This window comes from Bacteroides sp. AM16-24 (genome assembly GCF_003471885.1).
Taxonomy (GTDB): Bacteria; Bacteroidota; Bacteroidia; order Bacteroidales; family Bacteroidaceae; genus Bacteroides.
On the sequence record NZ_QRKI01000002.1, the window covers coordinates 1 to 19,328 of the forward strand.

Annotated in this window: 19 protein-coding genes, 4 tRNA genes and 1 pseudogene; 15 read left to right on the plus strand and 9 right to left on the minus strand. The window is 42.8% G+C overall.

Annotation, left to right across the window (positions count from 1 at the left end; translation table 11 throughout):
* Nucleotides 1-53: 53 nt before the first annotated feature.
* Nucleotides 54-749: pseudogene (locus DW182_RS02355) on the minus strand (DNA methylase); the annotation flags it as partial.
* A 4-nt stretch (nt 750-753) separates the two neighbouring features.
* On the opposite strand from DW182_RS02355, the gene DW182_RS02360 reads away from it, so the two are divergent.
* Nucleotides 754-1,371 (plus strand): AraC family transcriptional regulator, encoded by a 618-nt coding sequence (locus tag DW182_RS02360; RefSeq protein ID WP_158573925.1) that lies wholly within the window; start codon nt 754-756, stop codon nt 1,369-1,371.
* A gap of 96 nt (nt 1,372-1,467) precedes the next feature.
* Here the strand turns inward: DW182_RS02360 and mobA are convergent, their stop codons facing one another.
* Together mobA and DW182_RS02375 are read right to left on the minus strand one after the other, a co-directional pair.
* Nucleotides 1,468-1,890 carry a conjugal transfer protein MobA gene (gene mobA, locus DW182_RS02365; RefSeq protein WP_118294543.1) on the minus strand — a complete coding sequence of 141 codons (423 nt, stop codon included), beginning with the start codon at nt 1,888-1,890 and terminating at the stop codon, nt 1,468-1,470.
* Nucleotides 1,891-2,171: 281 nt separating this feature from the next.
* A complete protein-coding gene (locus tag DW182_RS02375) occupies nt 2,172-2,681 on the minus strand; it encodes a DUF3408 domain-containing protein (protein WP_118294544.1) in 510 nt (169 codons plus the stop codon).
* 470 nt (nt 2,682-3,151) lie between these two features.
* Between DW182_RS02375 and DW182_RS02380 the strand changes: the two genes are divergently transcribed.
* The 3 genes from DW182_RS02380 (at nt 3,152) to DW182_RS02390 (ending at nt 4,211) form a co-directional block, all read left to right on the plus strand.
* Nucleotides 3,152-3,463: a helix-turn-helix domain-containing protein gene (locus tag DW182_RS02380; protein ID WP_118294793.1), complete on the plus strand. Its 312-nt coding sequence runs from the start codon at nt 3,152-3,154 to the stop codon at nt 3,461-3,463.
* 52 nt (nt 3,464-3,515) lie between these two features.
* Nucleotides 3,516-3,821 (plus strand): helix-turn-helix domain-containing protein, encoded by a 306-nt coding sequence (locus DW182_RS02385; RefSeq protein ID WP_118294545.1) that lies wholly within the window; start codon nt 3,516-3,518, stop codon nt 3,819-3,821.
* An 87-nt stretch (nt 3,822-3,908) separates the two neighbouring features.
* Nucleotides 3,909-4,211 (plus strand): hypothetical protein, encoded by a 303-nt coding sequence (locus DW182_RS02390; RefSeq protein WP_118294546.1) that lies wholly within the window; start codon nt 3,909-3,911, stop codon nt 4,209-4,211.
* Here the strand turns inward: DW182_RS02390 and DW182_RS02395 are convergent.
* The 3 genes from DW182_RS02395 to DW182_RS02405 all read right to left on the minus strand — a co-directional run bounded on the left by DW182_RS02395 (nt 4,162) and on the right by DW182_RS02405 (nt 6,706).
* Entirely contained in the window at nt 4,162-4,536 is a 375-nt protein-coding gene (locus tag DW182_RS02395; protein ID WP_118294547.1) for a hypothetical protein, read from the minus strand. The two genes, DW182_RS02390 and DW182_RS02395, sit on opposite strands and share 50 nt — an antisense overlap.
* Entirely contained in the window at nt 4,508-5,749 is a 1,242-nt protein-coding gene (locus tag DW182_RS02400) for a site-specific integrase (RefSeq protein ID WP_118294548.1), read from the minus strand. Before DW182_RS02400 ends, DW182_RS02395 begins: the two co-directional genes overlap by 29 nt.
* A 360-nt stretch (nt 5,750-6,109) precedes the next feature.
* On the minus strand, nt 6,110-6,706 hold the full coding sequence (locus tag DW182_RS02405) for a superoxide dismutase (protein ID WP_117692042.1): 597 nt from the start codon (nt 6,704-6,706) through the stop codon (nt 6,110-6,112).
* Between the two features lie 243 nt (nt 6,707-6,949).
* On the opposite strand from DW182_RS02405, the gene DW182_RS02410 reads away from it, so the two are divergent.
* The 6 genes from DW182_RS02410 to DW182_RS02440 all read left to right on the plus strand — a co-directional run bounded on the left by DW182_RS02410 (nt 6,950) and on the right by DW182_RS02440 (nt 10,954).
* Nucleotides 6,950-9,298, plus strand: coding sequence for an ATP-dependent helicase (locus DW182_RS02410; RefSeq protein ID WP_118294549.1), 2,349 nt, complete (start codon nt 6,950-6,952; stop codon nt 9,296-9,298).
* A 10-nt stretch (nt 9,299-9,308) separates the two neighbouring features.
* The gene (nspC, locus tag DW182_RS02415; protein ID WP_118294550.1) at nt 9,309-10,448 is read left to right on the plus strand and encodes a carboxynorspermidine decarboxylase; all 1,140 of its coding nucleotides are present in this window, start codon (nt 9,309-9,311) and stop codon (nt 10,446-10,448) included.
* Nucleotides 10,449-10,558: 110 nt separating this feature from the next.
* A tRNA-Gly gene (locus DW182_RS02425) sits at nt 10,559-10,631 on the plus strand.
* 27 nt (nt 10,632-10,658) lie between these two features.
* Nucleotides 10,659-10,740 (plus strand) — tRNA-Leu (locus DW182_RS02430).
* A 41-nt stretch (nt 10,741-10,781) separates the two neighbouring features.
* A tRNA-Leu gene (locus tag DW182_RS02435) sits at nt 10,782-10,865 on the plus strand.
* Between the two features lie 16 nt (nt 10,866-10,881).
* A tRNA-Gly gene (locus DW182_RS02440) sits at nt 10,882-10,954 on the plus strand.
* 85 nt (nt 10,955-11,039) lie between these two features.
* Here the strand turns inward: DW182_RS02440 and DW182_RS02445 are convergent.
* Nucleotides 11,040-11,642, minus strand: coding sequence for a DUF4923 family protein (locus DW182_RS02445; protein ID WP_118294551.1), 603 nt, complete (start codon nt 11,640-11,642; stop codon nt 11,040-11,042).
* A gap of 12 nt (nt 11,643-11,654) precedes the next feature.
* Nucleotides 11,655-12,260: a ribosome biogenesis GTP-binding protein YihA/YsxC gene (gene yihA, locus DW182_RS02450; protein ID WP_118294552.1), complete on the minus strand. Its 606-nt coding sequence runs from the start codon at nt 12,258-12,260 to the stop codon at nt 11,655-11,657.
* A 368-nt stretch (nt 12,261-12,628) separates the two neighbouring features.
* Between yihA and recR the strand changes: the two genes are divergently transcribed.
* The 4 genes from recR to DW182_RS02470 are packed head-to-tail and all read left to right on the plus strand — an operon-like array spanning nt 12,629 to nt 15,470.
* Entirely contained in the window at nt 12,629-13,246 is a 618-nt protein-coding gene (gene recR, locus DW182_RS02455; RefSeq protein WP_118294553.1) for a recombination mediator RecR, read from the plus strand.
* 26 nt (nt 13,247-13,272) lie between these two features.
* Nucleotides 13,273-13,731 (plus strand): hypothetical protein, encoded by a 459-nt coding sequence (locus DW182_RS02460; protein WP_118294554.1) that lies wholly within the window; start codon nt 13,273-13,275, stop codon nt 13,729-13,731.
* Nucleotides 13,728-14,936: a glycosyltransferase family 2 protein gene (locus DW182_RS02465; RefSeq protein WP_118294555.1), complete on the plus strand. Its 1,209-nt coding sequence runs from the start codon at nt 13,728-13,730 to the stop codon at nt 14,934-14,936. The genes DW182_RS02460 and DW182_RS02465 overlap by 4 nt, the downstream gene beginning before the upstream one ends.
* Nucleotides 14,937-15,470 (plus strand): GNAT family N-acetyltransferase, encoded by a 534-nt coding sequence (locus tag DW182_RS02470; protein WP_118294556.1) that lies wholly within the window; start codon nt 14,937-14,939, stop codon nt 15,468-15,470.
* Here DW182_RS02470 and DW182_RS02475 read toward each other — a convergent pair.
* A complete protein-coding gene (locus DW182_RS02475) occupies nt 15,467-16,060 on the minus strand; it encodes a YqgE/AlgH family protein (RefSeq protein ID WP_118294794.1) in 594 nt (197 codons plus the stop codon). The genes DW182_RS02470 and DW182_RS02475 overlap by 4 nt on opposite strands.
* A gap of 145 nt (nt 16,061-16,205) precedes the next feature.
* On the opposite strand from DW182_RS02475, the gene DW182_RS02480 reads away from it, so the two are divergent.
* A complete protein-coding gene (locus tag DW182_RS02480) occupies nt 16,206-19,313 on the plus strand; it encodes a SusC/RagA family TonB-linked outer membrane protein (protein ID WP_199678537.1) in 3,108 nt (1,035 codons plus the stop codon).
* Nucleotides 19,314-19,328: the final 15 nt, after the last annotated feature.

Sequence of the window (19,328 nt, forward strand, 5' to 3'; positions counted from 1 at the left end):
CTTGCCGGGTAGGTTGCTAAGCCTACATTTACTATATGCCCTTATGGGCGCAGCACCTCGTGGTCGCAAATTCCGCCGCCGTTCTGTTTCAACATCCAGACGCAATCCATCTGTGAGGGATAGACGCTCTTGATACCCCGGCTTGCCAGCCCTTTCAGGTTGAGGTCGGGAAAGGTCTGATGGGAGCCGTCGTAGCGCGGGCGCACGAAACAGTTGAACTTGCGGTTATACATCGTCACAAGCCGCTCCTTGAACTGCGGCGACTGCTCTTCGAGCCATTCGGAGAAGCCGTTTCGTATCTCGTCAATCTTGGCGTTGGCGAGTTGTATTCCCTCGCTGTCGCGCATCTTGATGTCGTTGCCATGCTCGTCCTTGCCGATGGACTTCATCATGTCAGGGCAGGTGTTGTGCAGGGCGTGTTTTAGGAGGTGCATACCGTCATAGTTCCGGTAATACCCCTTCACCAGAAACTCGTCCGTGATTTTCATGGTGCGGTAGCCGCACACCACCGAAAACTCGTCCATGCTTGCGGAATAGGCGATTTTCACCTCCGTGTCGAACAGCCGGCTCATGTAGGCGGCATAGACACCCGTCGGAATCCAGCGTTCCCCGAAATTGAAGTCCAGATCCTCGAAGGCGATGCGCTGCGGCTCGGCATCTTTCAGAGCCTCCAACGCCTGCTTCACCTCCGGCATACGCTCATTTTCGGGATTGTCACCCATCCATGCCTCTATGCGTTCCGCTTTCTCATCCATGACAGCAGCATTCAATACTTTCTATTGTCTGATGAGCAGGGACTTTGCGGAAAAGTCTTTCTATGATATTCCCAATGGTTTTTACGACAGCTTTTATGCCTCGCCTATATTGCAGATGGGCGATACGATGGGCGATTGGATGAAAATACTGGGTGATATTTATACAGACCATGCCAATTTGTATCACCCAAATATCCTTTCAGGTTTGTTGCACGCCTTTGCGCTCGATTACTATGACAAATGGAAACGGTGCAATGGTGACCAGCCAGTGAAAGATAACAGAAATCCGGCAGAAGCACTCTGCATGAAATTCTATAATCTCTTATTCGACCATTTCAGAGAACATCGCACTACGGCTTATTATGCAAACCGGCTTTGTATAACACCTAATTATTTGGCAATGGTTACCCGTCAAGTCTGTGGAGAGACTCCCAAACAGGCAATAGACCGTCAAGTAATTTTGGAAATGAAGTATATGCTACGCAACACTACTATGACAGCAGAGCAGATGGCACTCCACTTACATTTTCCCGATACGTCTTATATGTGCCGTTTCTTCCGCAAACAAACGGGAACATCTTTATCTGAGTATAGGAAGAATAGTGTGATGCCGTAATGATTCAGGAAACAAAAATGCACCGGATTAAGGGTGCTTTTGTTTCCTGAACTACATAACTACACTTAAAACTTTCTGGTTACTTTATAAACATGGTCATTCCTTCCGTTGTTCCCATTTGGCATACATCTCTCTCGAAAGCCCAACAATCTCCCGGCTCAACTTCACAAGGTCGATGGTACACTTCTCCAACTTATAGAGTAGAGCCATTGCCTTCTTCTCCGAGAAATGGCAGCGCAATTCTTTCACGACTTGGTTATAGTTCGTGCCAATGGCGCGGAACTGGGCATGGAAGTCGGAGAGCTTGGTGCTGTATTCAAACATCGCCTTGTCCACCTTCATCACCTTGAATTTCTGCCCGAAGAAATGCGCCTTGAGAAAGACGGCTTTCGCATATACCTGTGATTCCTCGTACATCGTGAGGAACTTATTCCATTCCACATCATCGAAACGCACCATCACGCAGTGTGTCTTCGGATTCAACACGGGATTTCTCCCGTACTTACAGTTCTTTTTCATCCTATCTTCTTTTTTCAATTTAATGGTTCATTCACTATCTAATCTCCGATTAAAAAACTTGGAAATTATCCGACTGCGGAGGATAATTCAGCCCACGGCAGTGCAAGGGTTTTCAGTTACCGGAATCAACCGGAGTAACTGAAAATATATCTTGCTGTGTCTTTGAGGACACACAAATCCTCCGTCTGTCGGATTGGGTTGTGAGTGCAATAACTCACTTGGGGTATCGGTCAAACCGATGGAGTGCATCCACCGGCTTGACCGTTTCCACCACAATCCCCTCAAAGCTTGCGCCACTGCTCGATGTCCTCCCTGTAGGTCTCAAGGTGCAGGCGGACGATGTTCTCGACCATCCCCGATGCGCTCATGCCCCTGCCGCCGAAGTAGCGGACTATCCTGTCCAGACTGTCGCGCACCTTGCCGCTGACGAACACGGGCTTACGGTCGGCAATCTTGGGAACATGGAGATAAGTGGTACGGTACTCGTCCAATGACAGCTTGCGCTGCTTGCTGCTGATACGCCTCTGCGGCATTGCCGCTTTTCCGGGCATGTCACTTACAGCTTCTTCAAGCACTTCATTCGCCGCTTCTTCCGCTGTTTCTTCCGTCACGGAGATTCCCGTTTCAGAGATACCGGGAGCATCGGTATGTTCCGGCTCGTCCGGTTCCAAACCGATACGCTTGTAGAAGTCATTCAAGGATGTCCTGTCACGGGATTCCCTGCGCCCCATTCTTTCCACGATTTCCTGAACTTCTTGTTCACTGATGACTGATTCTTTTTTTGTTGCCATAAAAACAAATAGATTAAGTTATTACTATGGTCTTGGTCAGTACCTCGACCGATTGTCGCCAGCGAAATAAGGTGCTTTAATGCAGTCAGTCAAGCGTTTGGATTCGATTCGGCAATTTTGTGTGGCTTTGCTTAATACCTGTCCGGACATCAGTGCAGACTTCACCGTTTTGCTGGAGTGCTTGGATTAAACGGGATGCGATGCGGAAGAGAAATAAGGGCTTATTTCCAATCCCACCGATGGTTTGTTCTGTCTTGTTAAGAATACGGCAATGGTAGTCCGTTCCTACACTTATTACAATATAGACACTAGACACGACAATCGGGTAGGAAAGGTGTATTTAGCCATTACTACTATGGACAACCGCTACATCGTTGTGCCACAAGCTGCCAGTTTTGAAAAAACCATTGTTTTATAAAGGTTTACCCTTTTCTTTGCGACGAGAAGAAACAATAACAAAAATGAAGTATATGGAAATAGTATCAATCGAAAGAAAGACCTTTGAAGCGATGGTCGCCAAGTTCGACCATTTCGTCCGCCGCATGGAAGCCGTCTGCCAGCGGCACGGAGAGAAGAAAATGGCAGAATGGATGGATAATCAGGACGTGTGCCGGATGTTGAACATCAGTCCGCGCACATTGCAGACCCTACGGGATAACGGCACGCTTGCTTACTCGCAGATAAACCACAAGACGTACTACCGTCCCGAAGACGTGCAGCGTGTCGTTTCCGTTGTGGAAGACAGACGAAAAGAAGCGAGATTCAAGGGAAGGACGATATGAACTTGATTCAATGAGCGAAGTAAAATAACAATACCCACTAAATCCAAAATGTATGAATGAACTGATTGACAAGGACAGCGAGTGGATAATCCACTTCATGGACAGCATTGACCGTCTGCTTGACAGCTTTGAGCGTATGACTGCCAACTACCGCCCGACACTGGGCGGCGAGCGTTTCTTCACGGACAAGGAAGTGTCGGCACGGCTGAAAGTGAGCCGTCGGACACTTCAGGACTACCGTAATGAAGGACGGATACCCTACATCCAGTTGGGTGGCAAAATTCTCTACCGTGAATCCGACATCGAAAGGATGCTTGCAGATGGCTACCGCTCCGCCTATCGGCTGACAGGCACATGATTTTCTTGAAGGAGCGCAGTTTGCCGTCTGCCCTGTGACTGCGCAGCAATGGATTTCCGACAAAAAGAAAAAAGGAACGGCTTACGGATGAAGCGTCAAAATCCTGTTCCGTCTGTAAGCCGTTCTTTTCTATCCTCTGATTTTCCGTCAGTCGCTTGTTTCCGTTACCGGATGCCTTTTAAGCGCATGGCAGGCAGTGGCAAGGTTTTCGGGCTGAATACGCTCCACAGGAGGAAGATTCTGCCCGAAACGGCACAGCCGCCCGACCTTGCCGCTGCCATCAAACCATGCGCTACCTTTGCATCCGTGCATCGGGAACGAGTGGCTGGCGGAATGAATCTCAACTATACCATCGGTTGTTACCCTTGCCACAGGAAACAAACAATGTAATCGGTGTTTCTTTCTTGGTGGCGCAGATATTATTTATTACAAACCGTCTGAACAAGATACACTCTTTACTGCATATCCTGAATGCAATGGCGATAATCATTTCAAGGCTGTAAACGTCATAACTGATTCTATTCGCTTGCCTGACATACTTCATCGTATCAAAGTCGTTCAGTTCCTTGTTCTTGTAGATGGAATGAATCGCCTTGCGGACGTGGCAGGAAAATACGCCGAACAAGTCGGCTATCTCTTGTTGCGTCATCCACACGGGTGCGGTCGGCATGGTGACTGCACCCGTTTCACTGATTGTTATTATTCCTCTTTCCATATTCTTGCGTTGTAAAATGTCCGTCAATCCTGCTTTCAAACTGTGAAATGTCATGATCAAGTTTGGTACAGGTCACTTTTGCATAAATTTGGGTTGTCTTGATATCCGTGTGTCCGAGTATCTTGCTCACACTTTCTATCGGCATTCCGTAGTTGAGAGCCATCACAGCGAAGGAGTGGCGGCTCAGATGGAACGAGATTCGCTTGCTGATACCACACTTCTCCGCCACTTTCTTTATACGGCGGTTTACCATGTCGTATGAACTGATGTTGAAAAGATGATTGTCCTTCCTGAACGGCTCATAACGCTTGATTATCCGCAAGGCTTCGTCTATCAGTTTGACTTGGAACGGAACTTTCGTTTTCTGCCGTCTCGACACAACCCATAAGGAACCGTTCATTTCCACGATGTTCTCTATGGTCATGTTCTTGATGTCAATGAACGAAATGCCTGTCATTGCCCCGAACATGAACAGATCCCTCGCCTGGGCATAGTTGGGATTGGCAAGCTCAACGGAAGCGAATGCCCTCAGTTCCTTTTCCGTCAGATATTCCCGTTCCTTGAAATCAGGATCCACACGGTAGAGGGCAAACGGGTTACGTGGTATCTTACCATTGTAATGCGCTGCCGTGACCACGTGTTTAAGGGGAATAGAGTAAATCCACACGGAAGATTGGGCAAGTCCCACCTCATTGCGGAGATACAGGCAATAGTCGCGGATGAAATCCTCGGTCAGCTCGTTCATTGATATATCACTGCGTTTGTAATGTGACCGGATAAATTCCGCAAGATACCGCCTTACCGTCAGGTATTTGCGATAGGTGCGCACCGCACGGTCTTTGCCCACCCGTTTGGCGAACGCCTCGTTCTCCCTGTCGAAAGCCCGTAGCAATGTCTCGTATTCCGTGCCGAATCCCTGATAGGCATTGCGCACCATTTCTGCCGTCACATAAGCCTCACGGTCTGAAAGCCGCTGGTAATGTTTCGTTATCTGTGCCTTGATGTTGTCCAACGCGAAGTTCACCGCCTGTGCCTCCTTGCTCTTGCCTTTGGCACGGTTGCCCTTTGCATCCCAAAGGCTCTTTAAGATAGTCTGCTTACAACTAAACTGTGCGATGGTTCCGTTGATGGTCACACGTCCCATAATGGGGACAACTCCGTTTTTCTCCTTACTTGCGTTCACATAGAACACGGTCTTGAATGTCGCTCTCATACTTACTTTTTGTTTGGTGCAAAATTAAATTATGAGAGTAGCATGACTGTAAATGAAACTTGTGCAGAATATTGAAATACAAACCGTTATAGTTAAATCAGTTTCTGTAGTCAGGTAATGGTTTGGAAACGCAACCTTTGCTGTATTCCTCTCAAACCCCATATCTCTGCCATCTGCCAATCACTACATTACAGTGCAAATATCACTGGCTATCAGACAAATACTCAAATTCGCTCATTCCTGCATTATCGGAGAGGATTTTTCATTAAAATATGTTAGATTGAAACACAAACGCACCTATGGGAAGTTTCTATTCCCGTAGGTGCGCATTAAAAAAAGAGTTTATAAGGTTGTTGTTGCTTATTTCAGTCGATTACCCACTACATCCCAGTCGATAATACTCCAAAGAGCATTTACATGATCGGCACGACGATTCTGATAATCAAGATAGTAGGAGTGTTCCCACACATCGAATCCTAACAATGGAATAAGTCCTGCACGTACAGGGTTACTGCCATTAGCTTCTTTGGTTATATGAAGTTTTCCGTTCTTATCTACTGATAACCAAGCCCAGCCAGAGCCGAATAATCCTACGGCAGCAGCTGTGAACTCTTTTTTGAAGTTATCGAAGTTTCCAAAATCGCGTTTAATAGCTTCTGCTAATTTACCGGTTGGCTCACTATGAGCAGGTTTGGGGGAAAATTGCAGGAAGTATAAAGTATGGTTCAGAACTTGTCCTGCATTATTGAAGATGGCTCCATCCGGTGCAGTGGCTACTATGGTTACTAAATCTTTATTTTCATACTCTGTACCCGGAACCAGGTTATTGAGGTTATTTACGTATGTTTGTAAGTGCTTACCGTAGTGGTAATCTATAGTTTGCTGACTGATTACAGGTTCCAACGCATTGTTTGCATATGGAAGTTTAGGCATTTCGTATGTCATAATTATAAGCATTAAAGATGTTAATAATGTATTCATAATTTGTCTTGAATTATGTTTTTGTTAATATAACGTTTGATATCCAATAAATGTTCTTCCATATCTATAAAACTTTTTGAAGATGTAGAATGACTTGTTGTGGAAGTGCATAATAAACAGTGACTTATGGACTGTTTTCTGAAATGTAATATGCTATCTTAATTATTTTAGTTCGTATACATTGTATGAATCTGAAAAGAATCCCTTAATTTTGCATACATGAATACGAATTATATCGAAGAACTGAATGAAGGACAGCGCGCAGCAGTGCTCTACAACGAGGGTCCGTCGCTGGTTATAGCCGGTGCTGGTTCCGGGAAGACGCGGGTGCTGACCTATAAAATAGCCTATTTGTTAGAGAATGGTTATCAGCCATGGAATATATTGGCTCTAACTTTTACCAATAAAGCTGCCCGTGAAATGAAAGAGCGTATTGCCCGGCAAGTAGGAGACCAGCGGGCACGTCATTTATGGATGGGCACATTCCATTCCATATTTTTGCGTATTTTGCATGTGGAAGCCGTAAATATAGGTTTTACTTCACAGTTTACCATTTATGATACGGCGGACAGTAAGAGTCTGGTGCGCTCTATTATAAAAGAAATGGGCCTAGATGAGAAAGTGTATAAACCGGGGATCGTGCAGACGCGTATATCCAATGCGAAGAATCACTTGGTTTCTCCTGCGGCGTATGCATCCAATAAAGAAGCGTATGAGGGTGACCGTGCAGCTAAGATGCCTGCAATACGCGATATTTATCACCGTTATTGGGATCGTTGTAGGCAGGCGGATGCAATGGATTTTGATGATTTGCTTTTTTATACTTTTATACTGTTCAGGAATCATCCTGAAGTGTTAGCGCGTTATCAGGAACAGTTTCGCTATATTCTGGTAGATGAGTATCAAGATACTAATTATGCTCAGCATAGTATTGTACTACAGTTGGCAAAAGATCATCAGCATGTATGTGTGGTAGGAGATGATGCCCAGAGTATTTACTCTTTCCGGGGAGCTGATATTGATAATATACTATACTTTACTAAAGTGTATCCCAATACAAAAGTCTTCAAACTGGAACAAAATTATCGGTCTACACAAACTATTGTTTGTGCGGCGAATAGTTTGATTGAGAAGAATGAGAGGCAAATACGTAAGGAGGTTTTTTCGGAGAAAGAGAAAGGGGAAGCCATCGGTGTGTTTCAGGCATACAGTGATGTGGAAGAGGGGGATATTGTAGTCAATAAGATTGCGGAACTTCGTCGCTCGGAGCATTATTCCTATTCAGATTTTGCTATACTTTACCGTACCAATGCACAGAGCCGTGTCTTTGAGGAAGCGATGCGTAAACGGGGTATGCCATATCGTATTTACGGTGGATTATCCTTTTATCAACGTAAGGAGATTAAGGATGTGATAGCCTATTTCCGGTTGGTTGTTAATCCGAATGATGAAGAAGCATTTAAACGTATTATTAACTATCCGGCTCGCGGTATTGGTGATACGACAGTGGGTAAGATCATTGCTGCGGCTACTGAGAATGGTGTCAGTCTTTGGACTGTGTTATGCGAACCGTTGACATATGGGCTGAATTTCAATAAGGGTACACATTCCAAATTACAGATTTTCCGCGATTTGATTTCCGGATTTCTGGAAGGCATAGTGGATAAAAATGCTTATGAAATTGGTACGGAAATTATCCGCCAATCCGGTATAATTAATGATGTCTGCCAGGATAATTCTCCGGAGAACCTTAGCCGTAAGGAGAATATTGAGGAATTGGTAAATGGCATGAGTGATTTCTGCGCGATGCGTATGGAAGAAGGAAATCCTAATATATCGTTGACTGATTTTCTTTCGGAAGTCTCACTATTGACTGATCAGGACTCGGATAAAGATGGAGATGACGAGAAAATCACGCTTATGACTGTCCATTCTGCCAAAGGATTGGAATTTAGGAATGTATTTGTGGTGGGAATGGAAGAAAATCTTTTTCCCAGTGGTATGGTAGGGGATTCACCCCGTGCGTTAGAAGAGGAAAGACGTTTGTTTTATGTGGCCATTACCCGTGCAGAAGAACATTGTTTTCTGTCGTATGCCCGTACTCGTTTTCGTTATGGAAAAATGGAATTTGGCAGTCCCAGTCGCTTCTTGAAAGATATAGATATTCGTTTTCTGCGTTTGCCCCAGGAGGCAGGACTTAGTAGTAAGATTGATGATGAGTCCGGATCATTCCGTCGGGAGAATAGCACTGGTTTTTCTCGTTCACCTCATGTACGTGAATCATTTTATAATAAGGAAACTTCTCAGCGTCCTAAGCAGCAGGTAATTGCTCCGAGCGTTCCACGTAATCTGAAGCGGGTGACTTCGTCAACTCCTGCTTCTTCGTCAGCTCCTGCTTCTGCAATGGCAGTACAACCCGGACAATTGATTGAGCACGAACGTTTTGGTCTGGGAGAAGTTGTGAAAGTGGAAGGTGAGGGTGATAATGCTAAAGCTACCATTCGTTTCAAGAATGCGGGTGACAAGCAACTTTTATTGCGTTTTGCCCGTTTTAAAATAATCGGATAAAAAAGAAAATATGATAGATTTTGATCGTTTCCCTTCCCCATGCTATATCATGGATGAAGAATTATTAAGAAAAAACCTCAAGCTGATAAAAAGTGTTGCCGATCGTGCCGGGGTGGAAATTATTCTGGCCTTTAAATCGTTTGCTATGTGGCGCTCATTTCCCATTTTTAGGGAATATATCGAGCATTCTACGGCGAGTTCCGTATACGAAGCGCGATTGGCATTGGAAGAGTTCGGCAGTAAAGCTCATACCTATTCTCCTGCCTATACGGAGGCTGATTTCCCGGAAATCATGCGCTGTAGTAGCCATGTAACTTTTAATTCTTTGTCACAATTTTGCCGTTTCTATCCTGCGGTGGTAAAGGAAGGAAGTGGAATTTCCTGTGGTATTCGTATCAATCCTGAATATTCAGAAGTAGAAACAGAGTTGTATAATCCTTGTGCTCCCGGAACCCGTTTCGGCATAACGGCAGATTTACTGACTGAAACCTTGCCGCAGGGTATTGAAGGGTTTCATTGCCACTGCCACTGTGAGTCTTCTTCTTACGAACTGGAACGTACGCTTAAGCATTTGGAAGAAAAATTCTCTTATTGGTTCCCGCAGATAAAATGGCTGAATCTGGGTGGTGGTCATTTGATGACACGTAAAGATTATGATGTAGAGCATCTTATTCATTTATTGAATGATTTACGTAGCCGCCATCCTCATTTGCATATTATTTTGGAGCCAGGTTCTGCTTTTACCTGGCAAACTGGTGTTTTGACTTCCGAAGTAGTGGATATTGTAGAAAGTCGCGGCATTCGCACAGCTATTCTCAATGTTAGCTTTACTTGTCACATGCCCGACTGTCTTGAAATGCCTTATCAGCCCGCTGTATGTGGTGCTGAAATGGGGAATAATGGTTGCCATGTATATCGTTTGGGAGGGAATTCATGCCTGAGTGGTGATTATATGGGAGATTGGAGTTTCGATCATGAACTGCAGATCGGAGAACGCATAGTCTTCGAAGATATGATTCATTACACTATGGTAAAAACAAATATGTTCAATGGAATCCATCATCCTGCTATTGCTATGTGGACGAAAGATGGGAAGGCTGAAATATTCAGGCAATTTTCTTACGAAGATTATCGGGACAGAATGAGTTGATAATCAAAAACATGTCTTCAGAGTGGAGGAGATGTATAGTTTTCTTCGCGAAAAAAACGGGCGGAATGTTTGCAGGTTTGGAGAAAATATCTACCTTTGCATCCGCAATCGCGGAAATAGCTCAGTTGGTAGAGCATAACCTTGCCAAGGTTAGGGTCGCGAGTTCGAGTCTCGTTTTCCGCTCAAGTACATAGATTGCAATTACCTAATGCCCAGGTGGCGGAATTGGTAGACGCGCACGTTTCAGGTGCGTGTGTCGAGAGGCATGCAGGTTCGAGTCCTGTTCTGGGCACATTAGGTGAGGCAATTGCTCTTTGAGAATATGAAATGTATGGAGAGGTGGCGGAATTGGTAGACGCGCTACTTTGAGGGGGTAGTGACAGTTATGTCGTGGGAGTTCGAGTCTCCTTCTCTTCACACAGTCATCATAGTTGCGGAAATAGCTCAGTTGGTAGAGCATAACCTTGCCAAGGTTAGGGTCGCGAGTTCGAGTCTCGTTTTCCGCTCAATTCTCATAATAATCTAAGAAATTAATAATTAAAGAGCCCTGTAAACAGTAAGTTTACAGGGCTTTTTAATTTTTGTATTTTGTTATTCTTTCTTTTCGAGTGAGAATCCTAACATCATGCCATCGTAGCTGTTTGCCAGGGAGCTGATGGTTTTTAATGTTGCATTGCTACTTTTGCTGGAAAGGAAAGTAATAAGCTTTAATAGTTTATCAGATTCGAACAGCAAATCCATATTGCTTGATGTGCAATTGACTTTGGCATTCATATTTATCAGTTTAACGAACTTCATGACTACATGTTTTTCGGTAGCATCGTATGTATAGGTACCCTTCAAAGTTTTGGCTCCCAATTTGACGTTGAATGTACTGTCGGCCGCAAAGGTAAAGCTCATTTGTCCGGGTTTGAAGCCTACTTTACTTAATTGTTCGTTGAGTTTGGCTTCGGCCGTAGTAGCGGCTACTGCACCACCGGCTTTCATTAACAAATTATCTGATTCAAACTCAATGGCAGAACCAGTATAAGACCATGTTCCTGTCATATCAACGGTATTTTTACCAGTAACGGCACTAACTACCTTTTCTACGTTTTCTTTATTGAATAAATCTTTTAGCGACTGTGCCTGGCTATTGGCAGACACCAGAAGCAAAGTGACAATAAATGCCACTGAAAATCCACTCTTTTTCATATAACTATTACTTTATTTGGCATTCAATTCCTTATTAATACTCTCTATATAATCTAATAACTCTTTTTTGCCCATTCTGTTCTCAGAAGAGGTCATAAAATATGGGGGAAGTTCTTCCCATTGCTCTTTTAGTTTTTTCAGATATTGTTGGATATTGCTGTTCAATCTGCCTCCTTTCAGTTTGTCACCTTTGGTGAAGACGATGGAGAAGGGGATTCCATGTTCGCCCAACCATCCCATGAATTCGATATCGATGACTTGTGGATCGAGACGTGAGTCAATAAGCACAAAGAGGTTCGTCATTTGTTCACGTTCCAGAATATAATCTTCAATGATACGCTGTATCTGTGATTTTCCTTTTTGTCCGCGTCTGGCGTAGCCGTAACCGGGTAGATCAACTATATACCAGCTTTTATTAATAAGGAAGTGGTTAATAAGCATTGTTTTTCCCGGAGTGGCAGAAGTCATGGCAAGTCCTTTACGTCCTGTCAACATATTGATGAGGCTGGATTTTCCAACGTTGGAACGTCCGATAAAGGCATATTCGGGAAGTATTCCTGGGGGGCATTTTTTAACGTCTGTGTTACTAATGACGAACTCGGCGCTTGTAATATCCATTTTTATTGTCAAATTTAGAAAGTTTTTTATTCTTTTTTCGTGTGGAGAATGCTTTTTTGAAACCCTCCCAACGTTTTAAAAATATGATGGCGTTTTAAAACCTTACCTTGTATATTCTTAAAAACGTTATGCCCCTTCCAAGAGCTGTTATGAACAGTGGTACGTAAATATTTACACTCCTTACAGGCAGCTTTTCTTTATTTATGCGTGCAAAGGTAACACTTATTTCAAAATTTCGTGTTCAGAATGCAGAATTCTGATTATCTTTTGAGAAGATAAGCTGTATTTCGGCAGAACTTTTTCATGCTTGCATGAAAGTTCTGCCCCCAATTTGCATTATCTTTGTTGCCAATAGTTGATTTTTAAATATGAATGGACAATTTTCCTCGATATTATTAGAGAAGGCGGTGAGTGAATTTGCCAAGCTGCCCGGAGTTGGACGAAAGACGGCTATGCGCCTGGTATTGCATCTTTTGCGACAGGATACGGCGGTAGTGGAGGCTTTTGGTAACGCCATTGTTACGCTGAAGCACGAAGTGAAATATTGTAAAGTCTGCCACAATATATCGGATACGGAAACTTGCCGTATCTGTGCTAACCCACAGCGGGATGGTTCTACTGTGTGCGTTGTTGAAAATATCCGTGATGTTATGGCAGTGGAAGCTACGCAGCAATTCCGTGGGCTTTACCATGTGTTGGGTGGTGTTATTTCACCGATGGATGGAGTGGGGCCAGGCGATTTACAAATAGAAAGTCTTGTGCAGCGTGTATCTGCAGGTGGAATAAAGGAAGTTATCCTGGCACTTAGTACTACAATGGAGGGTGATACAACCAATTTTTATATTTACCGTAAATTGGAGAAATTGGGTGTGAAGTTGAGTGTCATAGCTCGTGGTATTTCTGTTGGTGACGAACTGGAATATGCAGATGAGGTGACATTGGGACGTAGTATTGTGAATCGAACTCCTTTTTTCGGAACAAATTGAATTATTAGTTATTAAGTTATTAGCACATGGAAAATCAAATAAAACACGTGGCAGCTCGTTTAAAAGTTATATTTGTCAGCTTTTGGTTGCTGCCGGTTCTGTTAATTGTAGTAGGTGAAACAGGTGGGGAATGGGTAGGCACGTATGCTGCTGATGTACGTGCTACTTATTTTGCTGAAACATTGGTTATTTTGCTGGTGGCTATCTGTGTGCCCGTATCCTTAAAATTATTTGCATGGATGCTTACGCGCAAAATCGATAAGGTTAGTTTGCCCGAAGCCTTGCATTTGTATTCTTTCTGGAGTAAAACTCGTATCGTACTTTTAATGTTACCGGTGTTGGCGGGCTTTGCCGTTTATTATCTCATGTTGAGTAATAAAGGAATTCTTTGTGCTTTTATTGCTCTAACGGCTTCCTTGTTTTGTCTACCCGGTGAAGGACGCTTGCGTAAGGAATTGCATATTAATAAAGAGGAGGAAGCATGAAACTTTCCGTTGTCATAGTCAATTATAATGTTAAGTATTACCTGGAGCAGTGTCTTTGTTCCTTATACAGGGCTATTGATAATCTTTCAGTTGAGATCCTGGTAGTGGATAATGCCTCTATGGACGATTCTGAAGCATATATCACTGAGCGCTTTCCGAATATTACCTATATCTATAATAGAGAAAATCTGGGCTTTGCCTGTGCCAATAACCAAGCAATTCGTGAGTCGAAAGGGGAGTATGTGCTACTGCTGAATCCTGACACTGTATTGTCGGAACAGACATTGGAAGAGGTAATACTTTTTATGGATGCTCATCCTGAAGCCGGGGCTGCCGGTGTGAAAATGATAACGCATGACGGACGCTTTTTGAGGGAATCTAAACGTGGATATCCTACTTTGGCGGCAACTTTTGGTAAATTGTCCGGTTTGGGACGATTGTTTCCGCACTCTAAAAGTTTGGGTGGTTATTATTGTACTGCTTTGGATATGGATGGCGTTCATCAGGTGGAAGTGCTGGCGGGTGCATTTATGTTGCTTCGTCGTTCAGCATTAGATAAAACCGGATTACTGGATGAAAATTTCTTCATGTATGGTGAGGATATTGACCTGTCTTGTCGGATAGAAGAAGCAGGATATCAAAATTATTATTTGCCTTATCCGATATTGCATTATAAGGGAGAAAGTACATCGAAGGATACTTATCGGCATGTGCGTGTATTTTGTGAGGCAATGGATATTTTCTTTTGTAAACATGGAGAACGTTATGGTGTTATAGGGCGTTGGCTGGTGCGTGCAGGTATTCATCTACAGATGTGCGTTCGCTTGTTTGTGCTTTTTGTTCAGCGTTTGTTTAGTTTTCCGGTAAAAGAGATGAAAACCTCTTTTCAGAGAGGAGAACGTTTTCCTCGTTTTCTCGTATTTGGTGAAGAAGCAACCATTCATAGCTTGCGCGTACTTTTAAAGCGTAATGGATTAAGTGAAAAGCATCACTTTGTTGTATCCAATGAAATGTCTGCTGTAGATGGCCATGGAAGTCCATTCATTTCACTGAAAGGTTTCACACATGTAGTATATGATTGTCGTGCCTTTTCTTTTTCAACTATTATTCGCTTGTTGTCCCATCATCGCAAAATGGGATTGAGCCTTGGTATTTATAACCCGGAGAGCCGTGTACTGGTGACTCCTGATAAATGTTACATCTGAATGAAGCACACCTATTTTATAAATGACCGTATTCGTCTTCGTGCTATGGAGCCGGAAGACCTGGAACTTATTTGTGAGATGGAAAATGATCCTCAACAGTGGGATATCAGTAACTTTACAGTACCCTATTCGCGCTATGTTATGAAGCAATACATGGAAAACTCACAGTGTGATATGTTTGCTGATAAGCAACTGCGTATGATGATTGTGCGTCTTGAAGACGGTCTAACAATTGGTACGATTGATATAACGGACTTTTCTCCTATGCACGCGCGTGGAGAAGTGGGTATCGTGATCAGGAAAGAGTTTCGTGGAGCAGGCTATGCAAAGGATGCATTAACATTGCTTTGCGAATATGCTTTTGATTTTCTGCGTATGCGACAATTATTTGTTCACATCGCTACAGATAATGAAGCAAGTATGCGCCTGTTTACTTCATGTGGCTTTGTTTCTTGCGGATTATTAAAAGACTGGCTATGTATTGAAGGATATTTCAAGGATGTTGCATTATTGCAGCGTATCCGGCATGATTAATTTAGTGTAGGAATTTGTGGAAAGCGTGACCATATTTCATACTTGCCTCCCAGCTGTCCCAATACATTTTTCCATAACTCTGCACTTCCTTTTTCATCCATAAGGGAGGAGATGCCTGTTGAGCCTATTAACCAGGTGTTTTCTTCTATTTCCTGGCATAATTGATCATGTTCCCAACCGGAATAGCCCAGGAAGAAACGTATCTTTCCGTCGATATCATTACCTTGCAAAATATAACGGCGGATGGCATCGAAGTCTCCATTCAGATAAACTCCTTTTCCTATTTGCAGCGAATCTTCCACGTCTTTCAGAGTGTGAAGATAAAACAATGTGTCAGTGCTTAATGGACCACCTTTGTAGATTGGTATATTGCTTATATCCTTAAATTCTTTCAATACATCATTTAGGCTTAAAGGAAGTGGTTTGTTGAGTACCAACCCCATTGTGCCATCTGTGGAGTGGTCTACCAACAAAATAACGGAACGTCCAAACATCTCATCATAGAGGAAAGGCTCAGATATCAACACTTTTCCACGTGAGGGTACCACATGGTTTGTTTCTATTTTAAATATGTCCGCATTAGTATCCATGCCCCTAATATACATACAAATCCTTGAAAAACAAATATTATTGTTCTTTTTTCACTGATAGATATTACTTATATGTTATATAACAGGTTTTAATTGAAAAAGAAATTGGTTACATTTGCAGATTGTTATTTCTTTATTGCAAATTATGAAACTTACTATCTATAGTTATATCTGTTTTTTATTTTTTAGTTATTTTTTCTTATACAGTAGTTCTTGTTATGCTTTTGTTGCAAACGACGTAGAAAGTCGTTTGATAGTAATCTCGGCGCAAAAAACTCTTACAGGATGTGTTGTAGATGAGGATGGTGTACCCTTGGCGGGTGCTACAGTGTTAGAAATAGGTACTTCAAACGGTATAGTTACTGATGTGGAGGGGAAGTTTGAATTGGCTGTTGCGGACGATGCTATGTTGCGGTTCTCCTTTATGGGATATAAAACGCAGGAGATAAGTGTGGGTGGAAAGACTTTCCTGAATATAACAATGGTAGAGGATGCTGTGGAACTGGATAAAATAGTTGTGACTGCATTGGGTATTGAGAAGAAAGAACACTCTCTTTCTTATGCCATGAGTCAGATAAAGAATGAAGAACTGACGAGGGTTAAAATGCCGAATTTGATAACATCGTTGACAGGTAAAGCTGCGGGTGTGCAAATCAATCAGGTCTCATCAGGTTTGGGGGCTTCTGCGAAGGTAAGTATTCGTGGAATCCGTTCGGTGGCTGGTGAAAATCAACCTCTTTATGTAATTGACGGTGTTCCTATGCTGAATTCAAGTTCGGAACAAGCTTTCAGTGCCATAGGAGGGACAGCTAATGCAGGAAATCGCGATGGTGGTGATGGCATTTCAAATTTAAATTCAGAAGATATTGAAAGTATAAGTATCCTGAAGGGCGCTCCTGCTGCTGCACTCTATGGAAGCCAGGCAGGTAATGGTGTGATTTTGATTACAACCAAGAAAGGTAAATCACAGGGACAGCGTAGTATTTCATTCTCTACCAGTCTTATGTTTGATAAAGCTGTTTCTTTGCCTGAGATGCAAAACCGTTATGGAGTCAGTGAAGTTATAGATAGTTGGGGTGAGCGACAAAATTTGCCAAAAAATGATAATCTGAAAGATTTCTTTTCTACGGGAATGGCTTCTATTACTTCTGTATCCTTGAGTCATGGTAACGAAAAATTGCAAAACTACTTCTCGTATGCCAATACTACCGGTAAAGGAATTATTGATAAAAACCGTTTGTCGAAACATAATCTTACTTTCAGAGAAACTTCTACTTTGTTTAACGATCGTCTGAGGTTAGATGGTAGTGTAAACCTGATGCGGCAAGTTACTAAGAATAAACCGACGGTGGGCGGATTTTATATGAATCCGTTAGTCGGTCTTTATCGCTTTCCTCGTGGAGAGGATCTGACCTATTACAAGGATAATTTCGAAGTATATGATGAGAGTAGAAATTTGAATATACAAAACTGGCATACTTCTTATGATGACTTTGAACAAAATCCTTATTGGATTGTGAATCGTATACAAAGTAAAGAAGTACGCTTGCATGCTATAGTATCCTTATCGGCAAGTTTCAAAGTAAATGATTGGTTGACAGTACAGACTCGTGGTAATGTTGATTGTATTAATGACAAGCTTCGTCAGAAATTCTATGCTTCCACAGCTCCGGCTTTAGCAGGTACGAACGGACGTTACATAGAAATGGACTATCAGGATATCCAGTTTTATGGTGATCTGATGCTTATGATGAAGAAGCAATGGGGTGACTTCTCTGTGAACGGCGCGCTGGGTACGAGTCTCAATGACAAAACCACCAATTCTACTCGTTATGACTCTAAGACTGCTTCATTATATTATGCCAATGTTTTCAATCTGGCAAATATAATAATGAATGGTTCTGCTGCCCTTGATCAGAAGATAGATGCCCGCCGCCAGCTACAATCCTTGTTTGCCACTGCCCAGGTGGGATACAAGGAAAGTGCTTATATTGATTTGAGTGCCCGTAATGACTGGGCATCCACTCTTTCACATACCAAACATGAGAAACGGGGATATCTTTATCCTTCTATCGGAACATCGCTGATCTTGAGTCGCTTGTTTACATTGCCGGAATGGGTGTCATACGCTAAGGTACGTGGAGCTTATAGTATGGTAGGTAATGATATTCCTCCATTCATGACATACCCTCTGTCTCATATAACTGCCGGTGGTGAGTATTTGGCAAATGATGCGGCTCCTTTTAAAGAAATGGAACCGGAAATGAATTATTCATGGGAGACCGGTGCTGAGGCACGTTTCTTGAATAGTCGTATTGGTTTTAATCTTACTTTTTATAAAACGAATACCCGCAATCAATTCTTCAAATTACCTACATTGGCGGGTGATAAGTATGCTTATCGGTATGTGAATGCTGGTAATATTCTGAATCGTGGATGGGAAGTTGCATTGGATGCAACGCCAGTGCTGACGAAAGATTTCATGTGGAGTACCACTCTTAATTTTGCGACAAATAAGAATAAGATTGTTGCTTTGCACGAAGAATTGAAGGAGTTTGTTTACGGGCCTACCAGTTTCTCTTCCAGTTATGCCATGAAGTTGGTGAAAGGTGGTTCTATCGGTGATATTTATGGAAAGGCTTTTGTTCGGGATGCTTCAGGTAATATTGTATATGAGACAGAAGGAAGTAATGCCGGATTACCTAAAATAGAAGGTGACGGGAATACGGTAAAGATAGGTAACTCTAATCCGAAGTTCCAAATGGGATGGAATCATACACTTTCTTATAAAGACATCTCGCTTTATTTCTTGGTAGATTGCCGTTATGGAGGGAAAGTGCTTTCACAAACGCAGGCAGATATGGACTTGTATGGTGTATCGGAAGTTACAGCGCAAGCTCGTGATGAAGGCTATGTAATGCTCGAAGGACATCAGATAGATAATGTAAAGGGATTTTATAAGATAGTTGGTGGACGTGCGGGAACAACGGAATATTATATGTATGATGCTACAAATATCCGGTTGAGAGAACTTTCGTTGTCATATCAGTTACCTGCCTCCTGGATGGAGAAATCTAAGGTTTTAAAGAAAGTACAACTGTCATTTATAGCCCGTAATTTGTTCTTCTTTTATAAGAAGGCTCCTTTTGATCCTGATTTGGTATTGTCTACCGGCAATGACAATCAAGGTATTGATGTGTATGGAATGCCTACGACGCGTAGTTGGGGCTTTTCATTGAAGTGTGAATTTTAATGGATGAGGAGAAAA

Coding starts and splice junctions, on each gene's coding strand:
- DW182_RS02385 (WP_118294545.1), top strand. CDS start 3,516: ATGAATGAACTGATTGACAAGGACAGCGAGTGGATAATCCACTTCATG.
- recR (WP_118294553.1), top strand. CDS start 12,629: ATGAATGGACAATTTTCCTCGATATTATTAGAGAAGGCGGTGAGTGAA.
- DW182_RS02410 (WP_118294549.1), top strand. CDS start 6,950: ATGAATACGAATTATATCGAAGAACTGAATGAAGGACAGCGCGCAGCA.
- DW182_RS02390 (WP_118294546.1), top strand. CDS start 3,909: ATGAAGCGTCAAAATCCTGTTCCGTCTGTAAGCCGTTCTTTTCTATCC.
- DW182_RS02465 (WP_118294555.1), top strand. CDS start 13,728: ATGAAACTTTCCGTTGTCATAGTCAATTATAATGTTAAGTATTACCTG.
- DW182_RS02395 (WP_118294547.1), bottom strand. CDS start 4,536: ATGGAAAGAGGAATAATAACAATCAGTGAAACGGGTGCAGTCACCATG.
- yihA (WP_118294552.1), bottom strand. CDS start 12,260: ATGGATATTACAAGCGCCGAGTTCGTCATTAGTAACACAGACGTTAAA.
- DW182_RS02445 (WP_118294551.1), bottom strand. CDS start 11,642: ATGAAAAAGAGTGGATTTTCAGTGGCATTTATTGTCACTTTGCTTCTG.
- DW182_RS02360 (WP_158573925.1), top strand. CDS start 754: ATGACAGCAGCATTCAATACTTTCTATTGTCTGATGAGCAGGGACTTT.
- DW182_RS02375 (WP_118294544.1), bottom strand. CDS start 2,681: ATGGCAACAAAAAAAGAATCAGTCATCAGTGAACAAGAAGTTCAGGAA.
- DW182_RS02460 (WP_118294554.1), top strand. CDS start 13,273: ATGGAAAATCAAATAAAACACGTGGCAGCTCGTTTAAAAGTTATATTT.
- DW182_RS02475 (WP_118294794.1), bottom strand. CDS start 16,060: ATGGATACTAATGCGGACATATTTAAAATAGAAACAAACCATGTGGTA.
- DW182_RS02470 (WP_118294556.1), top strand. CDS start 14,937: ATGAAGCACACCTATTTTATAAATGACCGTATTCGTCTTCGTGCTATG.
- mobA (WP_118294543.1), bottom strand. CDS start 1,890: ATGAAAAAGAACTGTAAGTACGGGAGAAATCCCGTGTTGAATCCGAAG.
- DW182_RS02400 (WP_118294548.1), bottom strand. CDS start 5,749: ATGAGAGCGACATTCAAGACCGTGTTCTATGTGAACGCAAGTAAGGAG.
- nspC (WP_118294550.1), top strand. CDS start 9,309: ATGATAGATTTTGATCGTTTCCCTTCCCCATGCTATATCATGGATGAA.
- DW182_RS02405 (WP_117692042.1), bottom strand. CDS start 6,706: ATGCTTATAATTATGACATACGAAATGCCTAAACTTCCATATGCAAAC.
- DW182_RS02380 (WP_118294793.1), top strand. CDS start 3,152: ATGGAAATAGTATCAATCGAAAGAAAGACCTTTGAAGCGATGGTCGCC.
- DW182_RS02480 (WP_199678537.1), top strand. CDS start 16,206: ATGAAACTTACTATCTATAGTTATATCTGTTTTTTATTTTTTAGTTAT.